This is a genomic window from Claveliimonas bilis, assembly GCF_030296775.1.
In the GTDB taxonomy this organism is placed as follows: domain Bacteria; phylum Bacillota; class Clostridia; order Lachnospirales; family Lachnospiraceae; genus Claveliimonas; species Claveliimonas bilis.
On sequence record NZ_AP027742.1, the window covers coordinates 2,696,357 to 2,713,245 of the forward strand.

Genomic DNA, 16,889 nt, shown 5'->3' on the forward strand with positions numbered 1-16,889 from the left:
GAAAAATATTTTTCAAAAAAAATATTTTTTGAAGAATATTATTCATTTGTCTTTAAAATAATCTTAGCACAATGTTTTATAATGTTCAATAAAAGTTATTTTTTTCACGATTTCTCTTAATTGTCATTTAAAAACTTCAATTGTAAATACAATTTACTTGCATATTTCCCTGATTCATGTTTAAATACTATTATAAGATGAACAGAATAAGCGTGCAAAATAAACGGAGGACGGATTTTATGAAAGAATTGCGGACAATGATCAATAATACTTCACTAACCAAAACTCAAAAGATGATCGCAAAATATATTTTGGACAATTCTGCGGATGCCTGTTTTATGACTTCCACAGAAATCGCTATGAAACTTGGAGTAAGCGAATCCTCTGTGATCCGTTTCAGCCGTTCTCTGGGCTATGACGGATTCATGGATTTCCAGAAAAATCTGAGAAAAGATTATCAGGATAAGGTGCTTAGTATTTCCAGCTCTATCACCGTTCCTTCACAGCGCATTGCAAAACGGGCAAAGCTTACAAATACTGCCGATTACATCAACCGCCATTTTAAAAACGCCGCCAAAAATCTGGAAAACGCACTGACTTCCAACAGTAGTACCGCCTTTGAGGAAGCCGCCGATATCATCGTGGCAAGCAGGCATAAATACATCACCGCCTCCCGCGGGAACTCCTCTCTTGGGGACTATTTTCTTCTGTATCTGAAGCACATGGTTCCCAATGTGGAATCTACAAGTTCTGCCGCTATCAGCCCCATAGATCATCTGTGCAACATTTCCAAAGATGACTGTCTGATCGTATTCAGCTTTCCCCGGTATTCTTCAGAAGATAAGATCTGTGCTCAAATGGCGCGTGAAGCAGACGCCAAGATCATCGTTGTAGCCGATAAGCCCAGCGCCCTTCTGGCGGAATACGCCACCGTTCTTCTGACTGCCCCGGTAGACAGCAACGCCTTTTTCAACTGTATGACAGCTCCGCAGTTTGTAACAGAGGCGCTTCTGGAAACCGTCAGCCATAAGGCCAGAGGAATCGAGAAACGCCTCAAGAAAATTGACAAATATCTCGGAGAGCTTGGCAACTACTAGGAGACTCTCCGGCCAAAAATACCGGGATCCGTCCCTTATTATGCCATCCGCAGTTCGTCAATAATATTAAATTTTCGTATTTTCCTCATTGTGTAGATCATAGTCACAAGAACGATCGCCAGCACGCCTGCTGCCGCTGTCAGGAAATAACTCCACGGGAATATCAGTTCCTGTCCGCTGGCCTGGCTGGTAAATTTCCAGAATAGAATGCTGACAGCAGAAGAAAGGATACATCCGTATAAAACAGATCGCGTCCCATAGACCAGGCATTCGTAAAGCATCATTTTCCGGAATCCTTTTCCTGTCATGCCTACGGAACGCAGCATGGCAAATTCTTTTCGTCTGAGCATCAGATTGGTAGAGATCGTATTAAACACATTCGCCACTGCAATCATGGACAGCAGCACAATAAATCCATAGCACAGCACCCGGATCGCCGTCACCGCCTGCCTGCTCATTGCCGCATCCTCTGCCGGCGTGTAAAGGCTTCCCTGCTGTTCTTCCGGCATATTCTGAATCTCTTCTTCTAGGTTTTCCGCCGCTTCTATATAATTTTCCGCGTGGATCTGAAAATAAGCGATATACAACTCTTCTTCCGCTTCCCATCCCTCTTTTACCGGCTGATCGATATACTCTGCATACTGCTTTGCCTGTTCCTCTGAAAGGATCAAAACGGGTTTGAAAACATTTTCCGTTCCGCACTGCAGCGGAAGTTCTCTGGCCTCCTGCGCCAGTTCCACTTGAAAAAGCTGCTCATATTCTCCGGCGTCTCCTGTCTTTTCCTTTTCATCCTTCCTGTGTAAAACTCGCCCGGCTCCCAGTTCCCGGCGCTTTACATTCTCCGTCAGCGCCGGCACCTTATCATAACTCTGCATTTCCTCATTATAACTTTGTACCTGATCATAATAAATGGCATAAATGACGCCGCTGCCGCTCTTTGGCTTTTCAAGTCTTTGCTCTTTCAGGTAAGTTTCATAATCCTTATCCTGCAAAACAACAGCGCTGCAGTGGAATGGTATGCTTCCGTCCGCCAGCTCTTCCCAGTAATTTTCCGACCGGTAAGCCTCGCTTACATCTTCCTGCCGCATCGGGATCAAGATGGAAAATTCTTTATAACTTTCGTAGGAATCTACAAGTTTTTCCTCATCCAGCATGGCCTTAGTACGGATCAGAGCGTTTTTATCATCCTCGCTTTCGTTCCATCCTAATATTTTCTGGTACTGCAATTCATAGGAAGGAGGATTCAAAATCGTGCTCCCCGCCTCTTCCATGTACAGGAAAAACAAAGAAGCTGTCACAAACAGCACAATACTCATGGTAAGCGAGATCACGGTACTTCTGTATTTTTTCCGGTCCCTTCTGTAATTTTTCCCCGCGAGCATTCCCTCCAGTCCGAACAGACGACCGGTTAATTTTGCAGATTTGACTTCCCGAGGGCGAATCCGGATATCCTGCAGGGACCGTACAGCCTCCATAGGCGATACCTTCCCTGCCCGCGCTGCCGGTATCCACACCGACAAAAGCACCGTCAGAAACGCCAGCACAGCCGAGCCTGCCAACACTGCCGGAGGACAGGACATCTCTACAGTACCTTTCTCTCCATAGATAAAACTTGTCAGCCCCGCTCCGATAAAATGAAGTGTCACGGCACTTCCGGCTGCTCCTGCCAGAAGCCCAAGTGGAATCCCCACGGCGCTGACAACAAATGCTTCAAATCTTAAAGACCGGCGAAGCTGCTTTTTCGTCGCCCCCACAGAAGCCAAAAGTCCAAACTGTACCGTCCTCTCTCTTAGGGAAATAGAGAAAGAATTGTAGATCAGAAGTACCGATCCCGCCATTATGACTGCCAGAAGTGTTCCCAGCGCTCCGCCTATCATGTACGTATATCTGTCGTTGCGGAAAACTCCCTGCCACCGAAGCAGGCTGTCGTGTCTGCTCCAGGAAACATAGGATCCATATTCTTTCCCCTCCAGCCAGTCCTCTATAAATGCATCTGCATCCTTTGGATTTTTCATCTCAATATAGACATCGCAATAACTGTGTTCCGGCAATGTTCCGTAAGACCCTGCAATCAGCATACATCCGAAAAAGCCGGATGCCGCTCTGGCCTGCTGCACATCGTGATAGACGCCCACCACCTGATACGTACCGCTTTCATTTTCCTGAAATGAGACTGAACTGTTTTCCGCTCCCTCTGCCGCCTCTTCTTCCCCGTCAGCTGACAAAGAGGCAGCCTGATCGGATACCATATGTCTGCCGTCCATAAAAAACTGTCCTGATTTTAAGGTCACTGTGTCGCCCACAGACGCCTTCTTGCCTTCCAGCTCAATCCCTTCATAAGGGATCAGGATCTCCCTTTCATTTTCAGGAATCCGCCCTTTTTCAATCTCCAGGGGAAGATTCTTCCACGCACTGTTATCCCGGCTGAAAATCCTGATATAGTCCCCGTCCGCTTCAGATCCTCTCAGATAACCGATTTCTCTTTGTATGGATAGGGATTTGATCCGTTTGTCCTTTCTGATTTCCTGAAGTTCTTTTTCTGTAAATCCCTCTGCCGCTACATGCCAGCTTCCTTCTTTCTCCACCGTCTTTGTTTCAATATAATTCAGGACGCTGATGCCGAACACAGCAACTGCCATCAGCATTGCCGCCGAGAGAATAACGCCCAGTATGGTTACAATTGTTCTCGTCCGGTTCAGCCCCATTGTTCTTGCCGTGATCTTATAGAAAATATTTTTCATCCCCGGATCACCTCATCTCTGATGATTCTTCCATCTGCAAGCTCAATGAGCCGATCCGCCTGAAGCGCAATATCTTCATCGTGGGTGATCATGATCATAGTCTGATCATAAATCCTGTTGGAATACTTCAAAAGCTCTACAATCTCCCGACTGTTTCCCGAATCAAGATTCCCGGTGGGTTCGTCTGCAAGAACCACTGCCGGAGCATTCATAAGGGCGCGCCCAATAGATACTCTCTGCTGCTGGCCTCCTGAAAGCTGTCCGGGAAGATACCCTCTTCTGTCTTTCAGTTTCAGGATATCCAAAAGCTCTTCCACTCTTTTTTGATTGACTGACCGTCCGTCCATCAATACAGGAAGCGTCATATTTTCCTCCACTGTCAGCACCGGAATCAGATTGTAAAACTGATAGATCAGTCCCACCTGACGGCGGCGGAAAATAGCAAGCGCATCCTCCTTCTGACTGTAGACATCTGTGCCATTTACATATACTTTCCCTTCTGTAGGACGATCCACACCTCCGATCAGATGAAGCAGCGTAGATTTTCCCGATCCCGATGCTCCGATCACGGACACAAACTCCCCTTTCCGCACGGAAAAAGACACATGATCCAGCGCGCACACTTCATTTTCACCCTGTCCATATATTCTGGAAAGATTTTCTACCCGTAAAATATCCTCATGCATTTTCATAAGTCCCTCCTATCTTTTTCACAAGTATAGCATCTCCACATGACAGGGCCGTGACAGTGAGGTGACAGTTCTGTCACTATTTATAAAACCGCAGAATAAAACATCCTCCCCGGTCTTTGGAATTTTCTGCCAGTATCACGGCGTTTTCAAGAGAAAGGACAGCTCTTGAAAGGGAAAGTCCAATTCCAAAGCTGTCTTTTCCGGCAGTTTTTCCCCGGTAAAACCGCTCAAAAAGATGGGGGATATCTTCTTTGGGGATCCCCGGTCCGGAATCAATGACACTCATCTGTACATAAAGCACTGTATCTTTTATCTCAATCCATATTTTCCCGCCCTCCGGCGTATGCTCCAGCGCATTTTTCATCACATTCTGCAGCGCTTCCAATGTCCATGTGTAATCTCCTGAAATACAGATATCTTCCGACTCATCTGCAATGCAGGTCTGTCCATGAAGTTCCATGGAAACTGCAAACGTCCGCAGGGCGTCTTCTATCAGGCTGCTTACCGGAAATTTTTCTTGTTTCAATGTCACAGTTCCTGCATCCAGCCGGGAAAGTTTCAAAAGGGTGTCCACAAGCCATCCGATACGCCCCAGCATATGGGACATTTCCCTAAGCAGCTTCCGCCATTCCCCCTCGGAAATGTCCGGCCTTCTCATCCGCTCCGCCATCAGATTCACAGAAGTTAACGGAGTGCGGATCTGATGAGAAATATCGGCAAGCGCTCTGGAAAGCTGTTCCTTATCATCCGCAAGTCTCCGGGACTGTTGATTTAATGTCCATGTCATTTTGGCAATTTCGTCCCGAAGGATTTCCAGATCTCCTTCCCGGAAATGTGAAATCTCAAGTCCTTCTTCGCCATGAAGGATCCGGTCCAATTCTTCCGAAAGCTTCCGTATGGACTTTTCCCTGAAAAACGCCGTCCCCATAAAGAGAGCAAAGAGACATATTCCCATAAATGCAGCAGCTCCTGCCGCTTCAGGAGAAATGATGACCGCTGCAGCCAGTGTCACTGCCAGTATGATTGCTGCGCTGACGGATGCCGGGATCCAGATATCCCTGTTTTTCCACATTCCCATACTCTCCTCCTTTTATTCCATTTTGTATCCCATCCCTCTGACGGTCTTTACGATCACAGGGTTTTGGGGATCCTTTTCTATTTTTTCCCGCAGCCTTTTGATATACACTGTAAGTGTATTGTCATTGACATACTCTCCGGTAATATCCCACAATTCCTCCATCAGGGCAGAACGCGTCATGATTTTCCCCCTGTGGTTCAAAAAGACAAGAAGAAGCCGGTATTCCAAAGCAGAGAGGAAAATTTCCCTGCTATCTCTCTTCACCACTCCCTTTTCTACATCAACTGAAATATCCTGCACCGTCACGATCTGGCTGCTTCTTAAATATCGGCGCAGTACTGATTTCATTCTGGATACAAGCTCCCTTGGACGGAAGGGCTTGCTGATATAATCATCCGCCCCCATGTCAAGTCCTGCCACCACAGAGTATTCATCGCTCATTGCCGTGAGAAAGATCACAGGAATCTGATATTCCGCCTTGATCCTGGCGCATATGCTGAACCCGCTTCCGGAAGCAAGCGTAATATCCAAAAGAGCCAGATCAAACTTCTGCTCCTCTAAGAGGCGCAGCGCTTCCTCCTGCCTCCCGGTACTTTTCACCGAAAATCCCTCTTCTTTTAAAAATCCTGTCAGATTTTCCACAATGGTTCTGTCGTCTTCCACAAGCAAAACAGATACTAAGTCCATACTCCATCCTCCACAAAAAATCCCCGCGCCGGATCTGCCCTGTTTTAAACAGACAGTCGGTGCGGGGACATACAAAAATCCGTCTTTTTACGCCTCGTCTATGGCTTTTCCAATATCATGGCGCATATATTTGTTGTCAAATGACACCCACTCGGTAGCCGCATAGGCATTGGCTCTTGCTTCCTTCAGGTCTTTTCCCTTCGCTGTTATGCCAAGCACACGTCCGCCGCTTGTCACAATCTGATCGCCGTCAAATTTTGTGCCTGCATGGAAGCAGTAATATCCCTCATGCTTCTTAAACTCATCAAGTCCGTGGATCGGAAGCCCTTTCTCATAAGCCAGCGGATAGCCGTCTGATGCAAGGACAACACATACAGCGGCATTATCCTCAAACTGCAGATCGATCTGATCCAAAGTGCCGTCAATACATGCTTCCACTACTTCAATGATGTCATTTTTCATCCGGGGCAGCACCACCTGTGCCTCCGGATCCCCGAAACGGGCATTGTATTCCAATACTTTCGGTCCGTCCTCTGTCAGCATCAGTCCAAAGAAGATCACTCCCTTGAAAGGACGGCCTTCTGCCTTCATGGCGTCTACGGTAGCCTGATAGATATACTTCTCACAAAATTCTTCCACTTCTCTTGTATAGAAAGGACTTGGAGAGAAAGTTCCCATTCCTCCGGTGTTCAGTCCAGTATCGCCGTCTCCCGCTCTTTTGTGATCCTGAGCGCTTGTCATTGTGCGGATGGTATTTCCATCCACAAAGGACAGCACGGACACCTCACGGCCGGTCATAAACTCTTCGATCACCATTGTATTTCCGGAAGCGCCGAATTTTTTATCCAGCATAATGGTCTTTACGCCCTCTTTTGCTTCCTCCAGCGTATTGCAGATCAGCACGCCTTTTCCAAGGGCAAGCCCGTCCGCCTTCAAAACGATCGGAAACTTCGCTTCTGTTTCCAGATAATGAATTGCCTCATCCGCATCGTCAAAATTTTCATAAGCCGCAGTAGGAATATGATACTTTTTCATCAGATCTTTGGAAAAAGCTTTGGATCCTTCCAGGATCGCTGCATTTTTCTTTGGTCCGAACGCCCGGATGCCAGCTGCTTCCAGTTCATCCACCAGACCGCCCACCAGCGGATCATCCATACCTACAATGACAAGGTCGATCTTCTTTTCTTTTGCAAATGCTGTGATCTTATCAAATTCCATAGGGCCGATGGGTTCGCATACCGCATACTCTGCAATTCCCGCATTTCCCGGCGTGCAGTAGATTTCATCCACTTTACTGCTCTTTGCCACGCAGTATGCAATGGCATGTTCTCTTCCTCCGCTTCCTACAATTAATACCTTCATTGGCTTCCTCCTACCTGCTGATCTTCACCTGATTTCCTTCCACTGTGATCCGGTTGTTTGCAATCAGATCAATGGCTTGGGGAAGGATCTTCCACTCTGCCTGCTCCATCACACGTCTCTGGAGCTTCTCCGGGGTATCATCTGCCTCCACTTCTACAGCCTTCTGCAAAATGATGGGCCCGGTATCTGTCCCCTCATCTACGAAATGCACCGTTGCTCCTGTCACTTTGACTCCTCTTGCAAGAGCCGCTTCATGCACCTTCAGTCCGTAAAAGCCGGTTCCGCAAAAAGAAGGAATCAATGAGGGATGGATATTGATGATCCGGTTCCGGTATCTCTCGATCATTTTTGCCGGGATCACCACAAGAAATCCCGCCAGTACGATCAGATCCGGCGTCAGGGCATCCACTGCCTCCAAAAACTTCTCGTTAAACTCTTCTCTTGTCTCATAATCCTTCGGAGAAATGCACTGTGCCGGTATACCGTGATCTTCCGCACGTTTCAGGGCATAGGCATTTTTGTTGTTGCTGATGACGCCGCACACGCCGGCATTCGTGATCCTGCCCGCATCTATCGCGTCCAGAACAGCCTGCAGATTGGTACCCCCTCCGGAAACAAGCACTGCAACTTTTAACATAAAGTAACTCCTTTTTCTCCCGCTTTGATCTGTCCGATCACATAAGGCGTATCTCCAGCCTGACGCATTGCTTCCATGGCTTTGTCCACATCCCCCGCGTCTACTGCTACTATCATTCCGATTCCCATATTAAAAGTATTGTACATCATCTTTTCTTCCACCTGGCCTTCTCTTGCCAGCATGCCGAAAACAGGCGGGACCGGATAGCTGTCCTTCTCAATAACGGCATGGGTGTGTTCGCTTAACATTCTCGGAACATTCTCATAGAATCCGCCGCCTGTAATGTGGCTGCATGCTTTGATCTTCACACCGGCATTCTTCACATTTTTCAGCGCTTTTACATAGATTCTTGTAGGCGCTAAGAGAGCTTCTCCAAGTGTAGTTCCCAGTTCTTCATAATAAGTCTCCAAAGACTCTTTCGTCATTTCAAACACCTTGCGCACAAGGGAAAATCCATTGCTGTGCACACCGGTAGATGCCATTCCGATGAGGACATCTCCTTCTTTCAGATCCTCTCCGGTGATCATATCTTTTTTATCGCAGACACCTACTGCAAATCCGGCCAGATCGTACTCATCCTCCGGCATAAGTCCCGGATGCTCCGCTGTCTCGCCGCCCACTAAAGCAGCCTCTGACTGAAGGCATCCTTCTGCCACGCCGCTCACAATACTTGCGATCTTCTCCGGGTAGTTCTTACCGCAGGCAATATAATCCAGGAAAAACAGCGGTTCTCCGCCTGCGCACGCAATATCATTGACACACATTGCAACAGCGTCAATACCGATAGTATCGTGTTTGTCCAGGATCATGGCAAGCTTTACTTTTGTTCCGCATCCGTCTGTTCCGGACAGTAAAACCGGTTCTTCCATGTCTTTGATCTTACTTAAAGAAAATGCCCCTGAAAATCCTCCCAGGCCGCCCAGAACTTCCGGACGCATTGTCTTTTTCACATGTTCTTTCATCAGTTCTACTGACTTGTAACCTGCTTCAATATCTACACCAGCATTTTTATAATCCATACCGTATCTCCTTTATTACATCTGCTTCATGTATTCTTTATAGCCAAGTTCATCCAGCTTCTTTGCCTTTGCCTGAACAGTTTCCTTCATTTCCTGAGTATAGGCTTTCAGTCTCTTAAGAAGCTCCGGATCGGAAGTTGCAAGGATTCTGGCTGCAAGGATAGCTGCGTTCATTCCTCCATCGATGGCAACTGTTGCAACCGGGATTCCCGGCGGCATCTGTACGATAGAGTAAAGTGCGTCCTGTCCATCCAGATTCTTTCCGGACATAGGCACGCCGATAACCGGCATTGGGAAAATTGCTGCGCACATTCCCGGAAGGTGTGCAGCCATTCCCGCGCCTGCGATAATGACTTTATAATCCTTTTCTTCCGCTGATTTTGCGTATTCAAAAAATACATCCGGTTCTCTGTGGGCAGAGATGATCGTCATTTCATACTCAATTCCCAGTTTTTCCAACATGTCAGCAGCCTTGCTCATGACCTTCATGTCAGAGTCGCTTCCCATTACAATTCCTACTTTTGGCATAGTTTTCATCCTTTCTCACTTATTTATAAGCTTTGCAGATAAATAATAGCTTATTTATTCATATTTTTCAATGGTTCATTTAAAATCTCTGTGCCCGGGAGGACAAATTTGCCCTGTTCCAAAATAACAATCTCCCTGCCGTCCCCGGTCACAACAGCAATTTTCTCCAGTTCTTCATAGGGGATGGTAATATCAGTATGGCAGTGAAAATATGCCTTGGACACATCCTCTTTTCTTTTTACAGACACGGAATTATCTCTTGCCACGATCTCTTTGCCGTTAGGGTTATAGACCTTAATATCCTCGCTCCAGCTGTAGCAGGTATCTCCCACCGCAAAATGAGGTCCCATCTTCTCCGCGATCAGAATCGGCAGCTTATCCTCGATTTTATATTTCTTTGCCGCTGCATAGGCAGTCGTGTTTGTTCCAATGGCAAACTCTCCCAGAGGAAGGGACGGATGTTTATGGAGAATATTATCACGGATATAATTTTTTCCCTCCTCCTCATTCTCAAAGTTGCCGCATCGGTAACCTGTGATCATTCCATCAGCAAAGGTAAATTCCAGATCCTGATACTGCAGTTCATTCAAGTATACTCTGCTGACATGAAGCGTTCCTTCTGTTCCTTCCAGTACAGGAGAGGTGAATACTTCTCCCACCGGAATATTTACATCAGCCACGCAGTTTTCAAAAATCGTTTCTTTTTCCGGATCCTTAAGCGGGAAAAGCTGCACCTTCATGTTCGTCCGGTTTCCGTTTCCCCCGATCACCCGGACGTATTCCCCCTGGTCGAGAGCGTCTATGATCGTCTGCTGTACTTTTGTATAAAGTTTCGCGTCCAGGGTATTGATCTTCACAACCTCGTCGAAGATCTCTTCATATTTCTCCCCGATCTCCGGAACAGGATATGCAATGATCGTAAAGCTTCTCTCCTCCCCTTTGATATACTGATTGGTCAGCTGGCCTGATCTGGAGTCAAATAAAAGCTGCTGCTCCTCCTGCTTCTCTGTCAGAGATATGGCTTCCTCTTTCGGCTCCGGGCTAAAAGGCTTTTCTCCGAAGGTTTCCATGACAGCCGGTCCCGCCAGACCTGCTGCCAGATCCTTATGCCTTTCATAGACCGTCTTTATCACTTCTAATTTCCGCTCTGTAAAACGTTTATTCAAAAACAGGCCCTGATCATTTCTGTGGTCGTAATCATACTGCTTATTAGGATTGCCTCCACAGTAACCTACTTTCGCCGTTCCCCGCTTTGTCAGCCCACTGACAGCAGCCCGGTAGATGATCGGCCTTAGTCCCATCTTTGCAAAATTTTCTATCGCCGCTTTTATCACACGTTCAAATCCCAGCACATAGCGGATATTCACTGTACTCTTCTTGGACAGGTCTTTTCCGGTATTGACAAAACCGATCCGGTAACCTTCCGTGTACACATCCGCCATTTTCTGAATCTTTTCTTCCGGGAGGGACATAAGATGCTTTGCTGTACGGATCTCATTTTCGCTGATATATTCTCCGAAATAGTAAAGATATCTGTAATCGGAAAGATCGCTGTTCTCTATGATATCTACCGCAAACCGTTCCGACGGATCGATCTGCTCAAGAATCCGGTCCGCCACAAACACATCGCAGTAGTCGCTGGCATACCAGTAAATAATTTTCTTCAGCTCGCCTTCATCCGGAGATCCCTCATCCTCAAAGCAGTTATAAATCTCCACAAAAAGCTCATACAGAATATCCAGATATTCTGTGTGCTGCTCAAACACCCAGACGATTCCCCCTCGAAGTTCCGTATAGAGGAAACTTAATATCTGTCCGTACTCCTCTCCCAGCTTCTCTTGTGCATAAGCCGGATTCGCATAGCTTGTCTCATAATGTTCCGGCAGAATATCCTCATACAGCTTTTGATTCCACTGCTCCAGATCTTCCAGGGACAGTTTCCTGTATGCTCCGGAATCTATATTTTCTTTTAACCGATCCAATAAAAGAATAAATTCCGCAGTCTTCCGAAAATACGGGCGAAACTTTTCCGCCGCCGTATTTTCACCCGGAATCTGCGAAATTCTCTCCATCACAAGTTGATATCGCTCTTCAATCATCTAAAAAAGCCCCCTTACAAAAATTCCAGCCATACCCAGAAGAAAGACTCCATTCAGTGCAATCCCCACTTTACAGGTAATATAATTTTTTTCCCGTTCTTTCAGTCCCTGTATTCCGGCCTTTAATCCAGATACCGCAAGGACGACCACAAGGATTCCGCAAAGCCCTATCAGGATGCCTACATCTCCTCTGGTTATGTAAGAAACTGAAAAGATCAAAACAAGAATAAAGAGGGCGCATACAGCTAAAAAACAGGACTTTATTCCCCGGCGGGAATGTTTCAGCTGCGCCTGCCCGTATTTCCGGCTTCTCCTTTTCATTTTTTCTTTTTCTATCTTTCTTTTTTTTCGCTCTTCCGCCCTGTCATCCGCGGCTTCTTTCAGACTTCTTAGAAACATGCCTTCTCCTTATCGCTGCGCAGACAACAAATACAAGGTACCCTGCTGCGCCTCCTACTGTATTTAAAAGCAGATCATCCACATCAAAACTTCCTACCATAGTAAGAAGCTGGAATGTCTCCACGCATAAACTCAAACTGAAACTGTAAAAAACTGCCGAGAAAAAATTTCTGTATGTACTGGCCATAGGCAGAAAAAAGCCAAACGGAACAAAAATCAGGACATTTCCCAGCAGATTAGATGCAACTGCATAAAATCCCAGCTGTTCCCGATATTGCCAGAATCTTTTTATTTCCTTAAAAAGGACGAGGTTGTAACTGTACTGTGTCCTTACCCCCGTCCTTCCATAGAGATCTGAAAACAGAAGAAAATATACAATAAATGCAATATACAGAATAAATAGGATTTTTCCAAATATACGCAGCCGCCTGTTTTTTTTATGACTCAATCCTTCACCTTCTGACACTTTTTAAAAAATCAATCCATTCTTTTCCTTCAGAAGGCGAGCGCCGCTTACGATGGAAATTACGCCGGCTGCAACACCGACAACGATCATGATCACGCCTATAACAATACTTCCAGCCCCGGCGCTTCCCATTGCTTTGTATGCCTTTTCACTCATAAAAATCCCTCCTGTTTATTTTACTCCGTAGGTTTCATAGTATGCATCGATCGCCGCTTTTAACGCATCGTCAATAATAACTTCTCCGTTGCACTCCTGATTATACAGGCATTCTACCACCTCGTCCATGGTAACGATCGCTGCCGTGTCAAATCCGTACAGATCCTTAATCTCTTCGAGAGCGCGCTTTTTGCCGCCTTTCCCTACTTCCATACGGTCCAGAGACACCATAAGACCCACAATAGTCACATCTGCCGCTCCTCTGACTTTCGGTACTGTCTCCTCCATGGATTTACCGGATGTTGTCACATCCTCGATCATAATGACTCTGTCGCCGTCTTTCAAACTGCTGCCAAGGAAGCTTCCCTTGTCAGCGCCGTGATCCTTCTCTTCCTTACGGTCGGAGCAGTAACGCACTTCTTTTCCATACAGTTCACTGTATGCGATCGCTGTCACAACTCCCAACGGGATTCCCTTGTAAGCAGGTCCGAACAGTACGTCGAAATCATCACCATACCTGTCATGGATCGCTTTCGCATAATATTCACCAAGCTTCTTTAACTGTGAACCGGTTACATAGGCGCCTGCATTCATAAAAAACGGGGACTTCCTTCCGCTCTTCAATGTGAAATCTCCGAATTTGAGCACCTGACTTTCTACCATAAACTGTATAAATTCCTGTTTGTAGCTTTCCATCTTTCTTAAAACCTCCGCATTTATAGGGTTCAAATTCTTTACAATTTTACCATACCCTATAAATATTTTCAATTCAGGAAGTGACACAATACCAATTTTATAAATCCTTTTATTTTGAAAACAGTAAAAAGGAGGCTGCCATATCTTCCAACAGTCTCCGGTAAAGTTTCTTAATATATTTTATTTCTTCCTAAGTTTTTAAGCTGTGAAAATACGTTTTCATGCTCTACCTGCCTTAAATGTTCCCGGCAGGATCCGTCTTTGTTCAGCTCGTATTTTCTCGTCATGAATACATTCAGTACCTGGAAAATCATAACCTTATGCATTATCATTCTCATTTTGTCAATTCTAACTATTTCACAAATTCTTTCTCATCTTTTTATGCATTTTTTTGTTTTTCTCGCGCCTTGCATTGGATATAATATACGACTATTTTCTGATCCATTTTTTCAGCCTTGATTCACTCCTGCACCACTCCTCTTTCTTTTGGTTCCAGTACCGTTCCATTTGTTTGTCATCCAGTCCTTCTACAAACTGCTTCTTAAAAATCAGAAACTCTTCAAGATCCATCAGGATATGATACAACACTGCCCTTCCCTCAAATTCCTCCCGAGTCACGGGAAGCGGTTCCTTCTTCATCTCACTGAAGATTCTTTCCAGTCTGCTAATTTGCTCGTCCGGAAAATTAACCTCTACCACGAAAGGAGTCAGATAAAGAATATATTCCGCAATGATCATGGCCTGCCGGGGAATTTCCCGAATCTTCTTAATCTCATAATGAAGGTTGTGAAGGATACCCACCTGTTTCATACGCATCTCAAAGTAATCTATATAATATCCCGGATAGGAGTGAAAAGTATTGTCCTGATACTCACACGCATCCCGGATAAACATATCCAGATCACACTCCAGCAACCTGATTTCCTCCCATACATTTACCTGTATATCCTTTCCAGCGAGATATGCTGCCAAGCTCCCGAGGATTTTCTGCAGACGGTTCTCCGTGTCCCGCATACTGTTGATCAACCCGTTTTTCTGATTTTTATAGTCATAGAACAGGTTGAGGATAAAAGCGATGGCGATACCAATTACAACAAGTAGAAACTCATTTATAACAAAGTAATATCCGAAATCTTTTGTCATAAGAAAATGAGTTCCTATTACCGAATTTACAGACATGGTGGCTTGCCATCCCAGCGCATGACAGACTGTCATGACTACAAACATAAAGATGCCGTAGGCGATCCACTCACTTTTCATCTGCCCGATTGTAAGCTCTGCCAACAAAACAGTGAAAAAGAAAGAAAGCAGTCTGTACACAGATAGTTTTACTGTTTCCCATTTTGTCGTCACAAGAGTAAGCAGCGCAATACCTCCCGCCGATGCAGCATACTCAAGTCCCATCCGCTCTGCAATATAGATGGCTGCGCTGCTCCCCACCGCTATCTTCACTGCCCGGAGCAATATTTTTTTCCACTCCTTTTTTCTGTCCACATCATTCTTCCTTTCCTTATAATTATCCGATCTGTTTGATAAATTAAATATCTCTTTCCTTTTACAGCTCAAAAGACAGAAAAGCCATACAAAGATCATAGCAGAAACTCTTTGTATGGCTCATTGGCAAAAATTTAGGTTTGGCTTTCAGCTGTCTGCTGTTTGCTGATCTGCTTCACAGGGTCTAAAACTTCTCTATCCCCGCGTTATTTGATAAAGCTTACATGTTTACAGATTTCTTCAACGGCTTTATCCTTTTTCTCGTTGAAGATAACCTTGTTCTCCTCGAACAGGTTTCCCCCGTGGGTGTCAATGGACACGATCAACGGCCCGAATTCTTGCACTCTGCAGGTCCACAGCGTCTCCGGCATACCAAGATCCTTCCAGTTGGCATCCTCGATCTCTTCTACTGTCGCCGCTGCGACTACTGCGCATCCCGCTGGGAATACACAGTGCAGCGCTTTGAATTCCTTGCAGCCCTTCATGGTTCCTTCTTTCATTCCTCCTTTCCCGACAATCAGTTTCACGCCTGTTTCGCGGATGAACTCATACTCAAATTTTTCCATTCGCATACTGGTCGTAGGTCCTACAGATACCATCTCATACTTGTCTTCCTCCCCTTTTACCGGGCGGACGATAGGCCCCGCATGGAAGATAGCGCCGCCCTCCAGATTCACAGGCAGTTTTCTTCCTCCTTCGATCAGACGTCTATGGGCTACATCACGGCATGTGGTAATATGTCCGTTCAGATAAATGATATCTCCGATATGGATATCCTCTAAATCCTCTGCTTTGATAGGTGTTGTAAGTATTTTCTTTGCCATTATAATTCTACCTCCTTATGAGAAGTGATCGTATAATTCAGGTCCTTATCAAACTCAATATGTCCTCTTCTGTGTGACCAGCATCCTACATTAACAGCTACACCGATAGTGGAAGGATGTCTCGCCGTATTCTCGATATGTACACCCATGACGGAATAGTTTCCGGACATTCCCTGAGGACCCAGGCCAATTGCATTGATCCCGTCCTCCAGCAGCTTCTCCATCTCAGCGGCGCGGGCGTTGGGATTATGCGTTCCCAGAGGACGCATGAGCGCCTTCTTGGAAAGGAGAGCGGCAGTCTCAACAGATGTGGCCACTCCCACGCCTACAAGCAAAGGCGGACATGCATTCAGTCCATAGCTTGTCATGACATCCATCACAAATTTTGTCACTCCCTCATAACCTTCCCCGGGCATCAGTACCATGGCTTTTCCCGGAAGAGTACATCCGCCGCCAGCCATGTAAGTGTCGATAACACACTGATCATTGTCCGGCACAATCTCCCAGAATACAGTGGGCGTTCCTTTGCCCACGTTTTTCCCGGTATTATATTCATCAAATGTCTCTACACTGTTGTGGCGGAGCGGCGCATCAATAGTCGCCTGGATCACCGCTTCTTTCAGGAGAGCTTCTACTTCCCCGATCAGCGGAAAGTTTACGCCGCATTTTACGAAGAACTGCAGCACTCCGGTATCCTGGCAGCTGGGACGGTCCAGTGTCTTCGCCAGCTCCTGGTTCTTAAACATGGCGTCATAAATGGTCTTCGCCAGTTCACCTGTCTCCTTTTCCCTCAGCTCTGCCAGCTTGGTACGAACGTCATCGGGAAGGACTTTCCCTGTATAGGCGACGAATTTTGCCATAACGTCCGTCATTTTCTTTACTGACTGCTCCTTACTCATTTTTAACTTCCTCCT

The 16,889-nt window shown here is 46.0% G+C and carries 18 protein-coding genes; 1 reads left to right on the top strand and 17 read right to left on the bottom strand.

From position 1 onward, the window contains the following. Window positions 1-239 precede the first annotated feature (239 nt). Window positions 240-1,097 carry a MurR/RpiR family transcriptional regulator gene (locus tag R2J37_RS13045; protein WP_316265462.1) on the top strand — a complete coding sequence of 286 codons (858 nt, stop codon included), beginning with the start codon at window positions 240-242 and terminating at the stop codon, window positions 1,095-1,097. A 38-nt stretch (window positions 1,098-1,135) separates the two neighbouring features. On the opposite strand, the gene R2J37_RS13050 is transcribed toward R2J37_RS13045, so the two are convergent. The 17 genes from R2J37_RS13050 to ttdA all read right to left on the bottom strand — a co-directional run bounded on the left by R2J37_RS13050 (window position 1,136) and on the right by ttdA (window position 16,874). After that, a complete protein-coding gene (locus R2J37_RS13050) occupies window positions 1,136-3,838 on the bottom strand; it encodes an ABC transporter permease (RefSeq protein ID WP_316265464.1) in 2,703 nt (900 codons plus the stop codon). Further along, the gene (locus R2J37_RS13055) at window positions 3,835-4,530 is read right to left on the bottom strand and encodes an ABC transporter ATP-binding protein (RefSeq protein ID WP_230105278.1); all 696 of its coding nucleotides are present in this window, start codon (window positions 4,528-4,530) and stop codon (window positions 3,835-3,837) included. The genes R2J37_RS13050 and R2J37_RS13055 overlap by 4 nt, the downstream gene beginning before the upstream one ends. Window positions 4,531-4,606: 76 nt before the next feature. After that, on the bottom strand, window positions 4,607-5,608 hold the full coding sequence (locus R2J37_RS13060) for a sensor histidine kinase (protein ID WP_316265467.1): 1,002 nt from the start codon (window positions 5,606-5,608) through the stop codon (window positions 4,607-4,609). A gap of 12 nt (window positions 5,609-5,620) precedes the next feature. After that, window positions 5,621-6,295, bottom strand: coding sequence for a response regulator transcription factor (locus R2J37_RS13065; RefSeq protein WP_230105276.1), 675 nt, complete (start codon window positions 6,293-6,295; stop codon window positions 5,621-5,623). A gap of 87 nt (window positions 6,296-6,382) precedes the next feature. Further along, complete coding sequence (purD, locus tag R2J37_RS13070) at window positions 6,383-7,657, bottom strand: phosphoribosylamine--glycine ligase (RefSeq protein ID WP_230105275.1); 1,275 nt, start codon at window positions 7,655-7,657, stop codon at window positions 6,383-6,385. Window positions 7,658-7,667: 10 nt separating this feature from the next. After that, window positions 7,668-8,294, bottom strand: a complete 627-nt coding sequence (gene purN / locus R2J37_RS13075; protein ID WP_230105274.1) for a phosphoribosylglycinamide formyltransferase — start codon at window positions 8,292-8,294, stop codon at window positions 7,668-7,670. Further along, window positions 8,288-9,313, bottom strand: coding sequence for a phosphoribosylformylglycinamidine cyclo-ligase (gene purM / locus R2J37_RS13080; protein WP_230105273.1), 1,026 nt, complete (start codon window positions 9,311-9,313; stop codon window positions 8,288-8,290). The genes purN and purM overlap by 7 nt, the downstream gene beginning before the upstream one ends. A gap of 15 nt (window positions 9,314-9,328) precedes the next feature. After that, on the bottom strand, window positions 9,329-9,841 hold the full coding sequence (purE, locus tag R2J37_RS13085) for a 5-(carboxyamino)imidazole ribonucleotide mutase (RefSeq protein WP_256195660.1): 513 nt from the start codon (window positions 9,839-9,841) through the stop codon (window positions 9,329-9,331). A 50-nt stretch (window positions 9,842-9,891) separates the two neighbouring features. Further along, window positions 9,892-11,940: an aminopeptidase gene (locus R2J37_RS13090; protein WP_316265471.1), complete on the bottom strand. Its 2,049-nt coding sequence runs from the start codon at window positions 11,938-11,940 to the stop codon at window positions 9,892-9,894. Further along, window positions 11,941-12,339: a DUF6142 family protein gene (locus tag R2J37_RS13095; RefSeq protein WP_230105270.1), complete on the bottom strand. Its 399-nt coding sequence runs from the start codon at window positions 12,337-12,339 to the stop codon at window positions 11,941-11,943. It lies immediately after the preceding gene. Beyond that, on the bottom strand, window positions 12,305-12,787 hold the full coding sequence (locus R2J37_RS13100; RefSeq protein WP_230105269.1) for a VanZ family protein: 483 nt from the start codon (window positions 12,785-12,787) through the stop codon (window positions 12,305-12,307). The genes R2J37_RS13095 and R2J37_RS13100 overlap by 35 nt, the downstream gene beginning before the upstream one ends. A gap of 21 nt (window positions 12,788-12,808) precedes the next feature. After that, complete coding sequence (locus R2J37_RS13105) at window positions 12,809-12,961, bottom strand: hypothetical protein (protein ID WP_230105268.1); 153 nt, start codon at window positions 12,959-12,961, stop codon at window positions 12,809-12,811. A 15-nt stretch (window positions 12,962-12,976) separates the two neighbouring features. Further along, window positions 12,977-13,657, bottom strand: a complete 681-nt coding sequence (gene pyrE, locus R2J37_RS13110) for an orotate phosphoribosyltransferase (RefSeq protein ID WP_230105267.1) — start codon at window positions 13,655-13,657, stop codon at window positions 12,977-12,979. Window positions 13,658-13,827: 170 nt separating this feature from the next. Continuing rightward, a complete protein-coding gene (locus tag R2J37_RS13115) occupies window positions 13,828-13,983 on the bottom strand; it encodes a hypothetical protein (protein ID WP_230105266.1) in 156 nt (51 codons plus the stop codon). Window positions 13,984-14,086: 103 nt separating this feature from the next. Further along, window positions 14,087-15,151, bottom strand: coding sequence for an aromatic acid exporter family protein (locus tag R2J37_RS13120; protein ID WP_230105265.1), 1,065 nt, complete (start codon window positions 15,149-15,151; stop codon window positions 14,087-14,089). 206 nt (window positions 15,152-15,357) lie between these two features. Continuing rightward, window positions 15,358-15,975 carry a L(+)-tartrate dehydratase subunit beta gene (gene ttdB, locus R2J37_RS13125; protein ID WP_230105264.1) on the bottom strand — a complete coding sequence of 206 codons (618 nt, stop codon included), beginning with the start codon at window positions 15,973-15,975 and terminating at the stop codon, window positions 15,358-15,360. Continuing rightward, window positions 15,975-16,874 (bottom strand): L(+)-tartrate dehydratase subunit alpha, encoded by a 900-nt coding sequence (gene ttdA, locus R2J37_RS13130; protein WP_230105263.1) that lies wholly within the window; start codon window positions 16,872-16,874, stop codon window positions 15,975-15,977. The genes ttdB and ttdA overlap by 1 nt, the downstream gene beginning before the upstream one ends. Window positions 16,875-16,889 lie beyond the last annotated feature (15 nt).

Excerpts from the sequence above, each read along its gene's own strand:
- ttdB (WP_230105264.1), bottom strand. The coding sequence starts at position 15,975 with ATGGCAAAGAAAATACTTACAACACCTATCAAAGCAGAGGATTTAGAG.
- R2J37_RS13045 (WP_316265462.1), top strand. The coding sequence starts at position 240 with ATGAAAGAATTGCGGACAATGATCAATAATACTTCACTAACCAAAACT.
- purM (WP_230105273.1), bottom strand. The coding sequence starts at position 9,313 with ATGGATTATAAAAATGCTGGTGTAGATATTGAAGCAGGTTACAAGTCA.
- purD (WP_230105275.1), bottom strand. The coding sequence starts at position 7,657 with ATGAAGGTATTAATTGTAGGAAGCGGAGGAAGAGAACATGCCATTGCA.
- purE (WP_256195660.1), bottom strand. The coding sequence starts at position 9,841 with ATGCCAAAAGTAGGAATTGTAATGGGAAGCGACTCTGACATGAAGGTC.
- R2J37_RS13060 (WP_316265467.1), bottom strand. The coding sequence starts at position 5,608 with ATGGGAATGTGGAAAAACAGGGATATCTGGATCCCGGCATCCGTCAGC.
- ttdA (WP_230105263.1), bottom strand. The coding sequence starts at position 16,874 with ATGAGTAAGGAGCAGTCAGTAAAGAAAATGACGGACGTTATGGCAAAA.
- R2J37_RS13090 (WP_316265471.1), bottom strand. The coding sequence starts at position 11,940 with ATGATTGAAGAGCGATATCAACTTGTGATGGAGAGAATTTCGCAGATT.
- R2J37_RS13095 (WP_230105270.1), bottom strand. The coding sequence starts at position 12,339 with ATGTTTCTAAGAAGTCTGAAAGAAGCCGCGGATGACAGGGCGGAAGAG.
- R2J37_RS13050 (WP_316265464.1), bottom strand. The coding sequence starts at position 3,838 with ATGAAAAATATTTTCTATAAGATCACGGCAAGAACAATGGGGCTGAAC.
- purN (WP_230105274.1), bottom strand. The coding sequence starts at position 8,294 with ATGTTAAAAGTTGCAGTGCTTGTTTCCGGAGGGGGTACCAATCTGCAG.
- R2J37_RS13105 (WP_230105268.1), bottom strand. The coding sequence starts at position 12,961 with ATGAGTGAAAAGGCATACAAAGCAATGGGAAGCGCCGGGGCTGGAAGT.
- R2J37_RS13115 (WP_230105266.1), bottom strand. The coding sequence starts at position 13,983 with ATGCATAAGGTTATGATTTTCCAGGTACTGAATGTATTCATGACGAGA.
- R2J37_RS13055 (WP_230105278.1), bottom strand. The coding sequence starts at position 4,530 with ATGAAAATGCATGAGGATATTTTACGGGTAGAAAATCTTTCCAGAATA.
- R2J37_RS13065 (WP_230105276.1), bottom strand. The coding sequence starts at position 6,295 with ATGGACTTAGTATCTGTTTTGCTTGTGGAAGACGACAGAACCATTGTG.
- pyrE (WP_230105267.1), bottom strand. The coding sequence starts at position 13,657 with ATGGAAAGCTACAAACAGGAATTTATACAGTTTATGGTAGAAAGTCAG.